Consider the following 6,635-nt stretch of genomic DNA (forward strand, 5'->3'; position numbering starts at 1 on the left):
CCCATGTAGTCGGCAGTGGCGCGGTCCATGCCGACGGAACCGCCGGCCACACCGCGGAAGATATTGCCGCCGCCAATCACGACCGCCACTTCGACACCCATACGGGTGACTTCGGCAATCTCTTCCACCATGCGCACGATGGTCGCACGGTTGATGCCAAAGGCATCATCCCCCATCAAGGCCTCACCTGACAGTTTTAACAAGATTCGCTTGTAGGCTGGCATGTGAGAGCTTTCTTTGTTGGGTTGTCTGAAGTTTAGCGGCCTTCCGGCTGGACTGAAATGCTCAAGCAGCTTTGGCTGCGGCGACCTGGGCGGCGACTTCGGCAGCGAAATCGTCCACCTTTTTCTCAATGCCTTCACCCACGACATACAGCGTGAAAGACTTGATCGTCGTCGCTTTTTCCTTGAGCATCTGCTCGACGGTCTGCTTGTCGTTCTTGACGAAAGTCTGGTTGTACAGGCTGACTTCCTTCAGGTACTTCTGCACGCCACCTTCGATACGCTTTGCAACAATTTCAGCGGACTGGACGGCCTTGCCTTCGGCTTGTGCCTTGGCGGCATCTTCAGCGGCTTTGGCTGCAGCCACCGAGCGCTCCTTGGCGACCAGTTCGGCAGGCACTTCAGCGCTGGACAGGGACACGGGCTTCATCGCGGCCACGTGCATGGCGACATCCTTGGCGGCGGCTTCGTCGCCTTCAAACTCCACGACCACACCGATGCGCGTGCCGTGCAGGTAAGAGGCCAGCTTGCTGCCCGAGAAACGCTTGAAGCGGCGCACGCTCATGTTTTCGCCGATCTTGCCGATCAGGCCCTTGCGCACGTCTTCGACCGTCGGGCCAAAGCCGTCAAGCGATAAAGGCATGGCGCCCACGGCTTCCACGTCGGCCGGGTTGTTCTTGACAATCCCTTCGACCACTGCCTTGGTGAAGGCCAGGAAGCTGTCGTTCTTGGTCACGAAGTCGGTTTCGCAATTGATTTCCACCAGCGCGCCCACATCGCCTTCGCGGTGCGCAGCTACAACGCCTTCGGCGGTGACGCGGGAAGCGGCCTTGCCGGCCTTGCTGCCGAGCTTGACGCGCAGGATTTCTTCGGCTTTTTCGAAGTTGCCTTCAGCTTCGGTCAGTGCTTTCTTGCACTCCATCATGGGGGCGTCGGTCTTGGCGCGCAGTTCAGCGACCATGCTTGCAGTAATTGCCATCTTTGATTCTCCGTTTTGTCGTTTTTGACACGCTGGAAGCGATCAATTCGCATCCAGCTTTTCGTTAGGTTGTGAAAAAGGGGCTACGCGAGCCCCTTTTTCGCGTCTGGCGCAGAGCCGAAAACTATCAGGCGGCTGCGTTTTCCACTTCCACGAACTCATCCGAGCTCTCAGCCGAAACCGCCTTGACGACGTCGTTCACGGCATTGGCGCGGCCTTCGATGATCGCGTCGGCGATACCGCGGGCGTACAGGGCGACAGCTTTGGAGGAGTCGTCGTTGCCGGGAATCACGTAGTCGATGCCGATAGGCGAGTGATTGGAGTCAACCACGCCGATCAGTGGAATGCCGAGCTTCTTGGCTTCCAGGATCGCGATTTTGTGGAAGCCCACGTCGATCACGAAAATGGCGTCCGGCAGGGCGTTCATGTCCTGAATGCCGCCGATGTCTTTTTCAAGCTTTTCGATTTCGCGCTTGAAGGTGAGCTGTTCTTTTTTGCTGATGGAATCAAGGCCGGCTTCCTGCTGGGCCTTCATTTCCTTCAGGCGCTTGATGGAAGTCTTGACCGTCTTGAAGTTGGTCAGCATGCCGCCCAGCCAGCGCTGGTCAACATAGGGAACACCGGCGCGTTTGGCTTCGGTGGCGACGATGTCGCGAGCCTGGCGCTTGGTGCCTACCATCAGGATGGTGCCGCGGTTGGCAGACAGCTGCTTCGCGAACTTCATCGCTTCCTGGTACATCGGAAGCGATTTTTCCAGGTTGATGATGTGAATACGGTTGCGATGGCCGAAGATGTACGGGGCCATCTTGGGGTCCCAGAAGCGGGTTTGGTGTCCGAAATGAACGCCTGCTTCCAGCATTTCGCGCATAGTGGTCGACATAGGAATACTCCAAAAGGTTGTGTCTAAAATCAGCGCTTATCGTCCCGTTGGCCTCTTTCGAGATTTCCGGGGCAACACCTTGAGTGGCTGATTTGCGATTTGCCTTGCAAACAACAAAATCGTCATTTGCAAAGCCTGTCGAGTATAACACCCTCCCGCCCCATGAGCCAGATGCCCCCTTCAGGCGACCTCCATGCCACTCGCCAGGCCATGACGGCCGGCCAGACCTCTCCCCGGCAGGTTATCGAACAGGCCCTGGCCACGGCCCAAAGTGACGCCTGCCGCCACGTTTTCATGCCGGGGAGCCCGCAAAACCACGCCGGAATGGCGGAAAACCCCGTTGCGGACGCTGCAGGCCTTCCACTTACCGGCATTCCGGTGTCGGTCAAGGACCTGTTCGACGTGGCCGGCCAGACCACCGCAGCCGGATCCACCGTGCTGGCAGGCGCCGCGCCTGCCGCAGAAGATTGCCCCGCCGTGGCACGTCTGCGTGTTGCCGGCGCCACGTTCATGGGGCGCACCAACATGGTCGAGTTCGCCTTCTCCGGCGTCGGCATCAATCCGCACTACGGAACCCCCGTCAACCCGGCCGACCCGAAGGTGGCACGTATTCCCGGGGGTTCGTCCTCCGGTGCGGCGGTCTCGGTAACCACGGGCGCAGCCCTGGTCGGGCTCGGCTCCGACACCGGCGGATCGATCCRCATCCCGGCGGCGCTTTGCGGCATCGTCGGCTTCAAAAGCACTGCGCGCCTGGTGCCCACGGAGGGCGCCCTTCCCCTGTCCACCAGCCTGGACACCGTTTGCGCCCTCACCCGTTCGGTGCGCGACGCGGTCACCGTGCATGAGGTTCTGGCGGCACGCAAGGTCCAACTGACCGGCAAGCCGCTCGCCTCCTGCCGCCTGGCCGTCGCCCGCACCGTGATGCAGGACCTCCTGGACAACACCGTCGCCGAAGCGTTTGGGCGCAGCCTGCGAATCCTTCGCCAGGCGGGTGCGCACATCGAGGAAATCGGCCTGGAGGAGATCGGCGAGCTGGCCGCCATCAATGCCACCGGCGGCCTCTCGGCGGCGGAAAGCTACGCCTGGCACCGCACGCTGATCGCCAGACACCAGGCCGAATACGACCCGCGCGTGGCCTTGCGCATCCTGCGCGGCGCCGGCATGAGTGCGGCCGACTACATCGACCTGCTGGCCGCCCGCAAGGCCTGGATGGGCCGCATGGAAACACGCCTGCAAGGCTTTGACGCCGTGCTCTCGCCCACCGTCCCCATCGTCGCGCCGCCGATCGCCGGTTTGCTGGATGACGATGCCGAATTTTTCCGCGTCAACGGCCTGCTGCTGCGCAATACCTCCGTGGTGAACATGCTCGATGGTTGCGCCATTTCCCTGCCCTGCCACACGCCCGGCCAATTGCCCGTGGGCCTGATGCTCTGGCATGCGGCGTTGCATGACGACGCGGTGCTGGACCTGGCCCTGCAGGTGGAGACCGCCCTGTCGAATTCGCTATAAAAACGATAGCTTCTCGCGCTCATTCCCATTGGCTTAAAAGCCTTTTTCTTATAAAAATGTACAAAAACATCTCCCCAGCCCCGCGCCCCGTGCCTGCCCCACATGACCGCGGGAGCCTCGCATGAGGGTTGCCGTCATTGGTGCCGGCATCATCGGCATCACCACCGCTTACGAGCTGGCCCTGGACGGCCACGAGGTCACCGTCTTTGAACGCCGCGGTGCGGCGGCCGAGGAGACCAGCTTTGCCAACGCCGGCCTGGTGGCGCCCGGGTATGTCACGCCCTGGGCCGCGCCGGGCATGCCGGGCAAGGTCATCAGCCACCTGTTCAACCGCCACGCGCCGGTCAAGCTCGGCCTGCCCCTGTCGGGCCGCGACCTGGCCTGGATGTGGAAGTGGTTCCGCGCCTGCAAGCTCGAAACCTACCTGGCCAACCGCGCACGTATGCAGCGCCTGGCTTTCTACAGCCGCGAAAGGCTGCACTACCTGACCGCCGAACTGGAGCTTGAGTACGACGGCAGCCCCGGCTACATGGTGCTGCTGCGCTCTGAAAAAGACAGCAAGCTGGTGCAGCCGGGCCTGGCCGTGCTGCGCGACGCCGGCGTGGTGTTCAGGGAAATCGGACCCGACGAGGTGCGCAAGATCGAGCCGGCACTGAGCCCTGACACCGACTTCCTGGGCGCCGTGCACCTGCCGAACGACGAGGTGGCCAATTGCCGCCAGTTTGCCCTGCTGCTGAAGAACGAAGCCCAGCGCATCGGCGTGAATTTTGAGTTCAATACGGCTGTAGCCCAATTGGAACTTGCGCAACCCGCTAGTATTTTGATAGCAGGCGAGGCCAGCCCCCGCAGCTACGACCGGGTGGTCATGTGCGCCGGCCTGGCCTCCGCGGAGCTCCTGAGGCCGCTGGGCCTGAAGATTCCCATGGCAGCGGTTTACGGATACTCCATCAGCGCGCCGATCCGCGAACCGCTGAACGCACCGCGCAGCGCACTGATGGACGAGCGCTACAAGGTCGCAATTTCCCGCCTGGGCAACCGCGTGCGTGTGGCAGGCAGCGCCGAAATCGGCGGCACGCTTGAAAGCAAACGGGCATCGTCCATCCAGACGCTGTACAAGGTGCTGCACGACTGGTTCCCGGGTGCGGCTCAGCTCTCCAATACCGGCGCCAGCGTGCAGGAATGGAAAGGCGCCCGTCCCATGCTGCCCGATGGGCCGCCCATCATCGGCGACAGCGGCATTCCCGGCCTCTGGCTCAACCTGGGGCATGGCTCCAGCGGCTGGGCTCTCAGCTGCGGCAGCGCGCGGGTGCTGGCCGACCTGATGGCCGGCAAAACCGCCGACATCGACATGGAAGGCCTGGGCGTGGCCCGCCTGGGCTGAAACCACCCCGCGTTTATGCCCAAAGCCCGGCCTGCCGGGCTTTTTGCTTTGCGGGGACGCACAATCAGGCCATGCGAAAAATTTCCAGCGCCCGCAGCGAGCCGCTTCACAGCGTGGCGGCGACGCGCGAACTTGAACGGCGTGCCGCCGCCGGGCTTGCGCCCCACACGCTGATGCAGCGGGCCGGCCTCTCGGTGGCACGCCTGGCGCTGGCCCTGGCGCCGCATGCGCAGCGCATCTGGATCGCCTGTGGGCCCGGCAACAACGGCGGCGACGGTTTTGAGGCCGCCATGCATCTGCACCAATGGGGCAAAAATGTCACCGTAACCTGGACCGGTTTGCCGGCCGGAAAAACCAGCCTGCCGCCCGACGCCCATGCCTCGCGCGAGCGCGCCATCGCCGCGGGCGTGCCCATGGCGGCGCAACCGCCCGATGATTTTGATTTCTGCATCGATGCCCTGTTGGGCATAGGCGGCGCGCTGGCCCCCGACCGCCCAGGCACGGCCTTGATGCTGGAGTGGCTGGCGCGAATGCAAGCCGGCAGTGCGCCGCGGCTGGCGGTAGACATACCGACCGGCCTGGATGCGGACACCGGATCTGCTACACATTTGATAGCTGCTTGCGCCCATTCACCGGACGCTACAGCCATTTTTACCTTAAGCCTTTTAACCTTGAAGCCGGGGCTGTTCACCGCCGGCGGCCGGGATTGGGCGGGCCAGGTCTGGTTTGACGATCTCGGCGTCCGCGAAACGCAGGAGGCAACCCCAAGCCAGACCGACGCCTGGTTGCTGGGCGCCGACCATGCCGGCCAGCCGCCCCGTTCAGGCAACGCGCATGCCAGCCACAAAGGCAGCTTTGGCGACGTGGCCGTGCTCGGGGGAGAGTCCACCGCCCACAGCCACATGGCGGGCGCCGCGCTGCTGGCGGCGCGTGCCGCCCTGCATGCCGGTGCCGGCCGGGTATTTGTGGCGTTGCTCGGCAGCCCGGCCATCGCGGTCGATCCGCAACAACCCGAACTGATGTTCCGCACGCCCGAGGCGCTGGACTTCGCGCAGCAGGTGGTGGTGTGCGGCTGYGGCGGCGGCGAGGCCGTCAAGGCCGTGCTGGCCAGGGTGCTGTCGACTGCCAGGCGGCTGGTGCTGGATGCCGATGCACTCAATGCCATTGCAGGGGACACGCAGTTCCAGGCGCAGCTCATTGCACGTCACGGCCGCGGCTACCGCACGGTGCTGACGCCACACCCACTGGAAGCTGCCCGGCTGGCCGCCACCACAGCGGCCGCGGTTCAATCCGACCGGCTGGCATCGGCCCGGCAGCTTGCCGAACAGTTTCAGTGTGTGGTGGTGCTCAAGGGTTCGGGAACGGTGATCGCGGCGCCGGGCCACAGCAGCGCCATCAACAGCACCGGCAACGCCCTGCTGGCCACGGCCGGCACCGGCGACGTGCTGGCGGGCATGGTGGGCGCACGGATGGCGGCCGGGCTGGATGCCTTCGACGCGGCCTGCAGCGCCGTATGGGCACATGGCCGTCTGGCCGACGAATGGACGGCCCCGGCCCTGACAGCCTCGGAACTGGCCCATGCACAAGGCGGCAGCAACTGACAGACGCGCCGACGAGGGCCTTACACCAGGATCATCAGGGCGATTTGGATCAGGACGATGAGCA

At 63.8% G+C, this 6,635-nt stretch carries 6 protein-coding genes; 3 read left to right on the top strand and 3 right to left on the bottom strand.

Annotation, left to right across the window (positions count from 1 at the left end; translation table 11 throughout):
- The 3 genes from AC1DWI_RS10410 to rpsB all read right to left on the bottom strand — a co-directional run.
- Window positions 1-224 (bottom strand): amino acid kinase family protein (locus tag AC1DWI_RS10410; protein ID WP_477724794.1); only part of this gene is annotated, 224 nt, incomplete at its 3' end.
- Between the two features lie 61 nt (window positions 225-285).
- On the bottom strand, window positions 286-1,200 hold the full coding sequence (gene tsf / locus AC1DWI_RS10415; RefSeq protein WP_457280557.1) for a translation elongation factor Ts: 915 nt from the start codon (window positions 1,198-1,200) through the stop codon (window positions 286-288).
- Between the two features lie 127 nt (window positions 1,201-1,327).
- Window positions 1,328-2,080: a 30S ribosomal protein S2 gene (gene rpsB, locus AC1DWI_RS10420; RefSeq protein WP_457280556.1), complete on the bottom strand. Its 753-nt coding sequence runs from the start codon at window positions 2,078-2,080 to the stop codon at window positions 1,328-1,330.
- Between the two features lie 162 nt (window positions 2,081-2,242).
- Between rpsB and AC1DWI_RS10425 the strand changes: the two genes are divergently transcribed.
- From AC1DWI_RS10425 to AC1DWI_RS10435, 3 genes are all read left to right on the top strand, one after another.
- A complete protein-coding gene (locus AC1DWI_RS10425) occupies window positions 2,243-3,589 on the top strand; it encodes an amidase (RefSeq protein WP_477724795.1) in 1,347 nt (448 codons plus the stop codon).
- 121 nt (window positions 3,590-3,710) lie between these two features.
- The gene (locus AC1DWI_RS10430) at window positions 3,711-4,970 is read left to right on the top strand and encodes a D-amino acid dehydrogenase (RefSeq protein ID WP_477669248.1); all 1,260 of its coding nucleotides are present in this window, start codon (window positions 3,711-3,713) and stop codon (window positions 4,968-4,970) included.
- Between the two features lie 71 nt (window positions 4,971-5,041).
- Window positions 5,042-6,571: an NAD(P)H-hydrate dehydratase gene (locus AC1DWI_RS10435; protein WP_477669247.1), complete on the top strand. Its 1,530-nt coding sequence runs from the start codon at window positions 5,042-5,044 to the stop codon at window positions 6,569-6,571.
- Window positions 6,572-6,635: the final 64 nt, after the last annotated feature.

The organism is Polaromonas sp. P3_C2 (assembly GCF_056402675.1).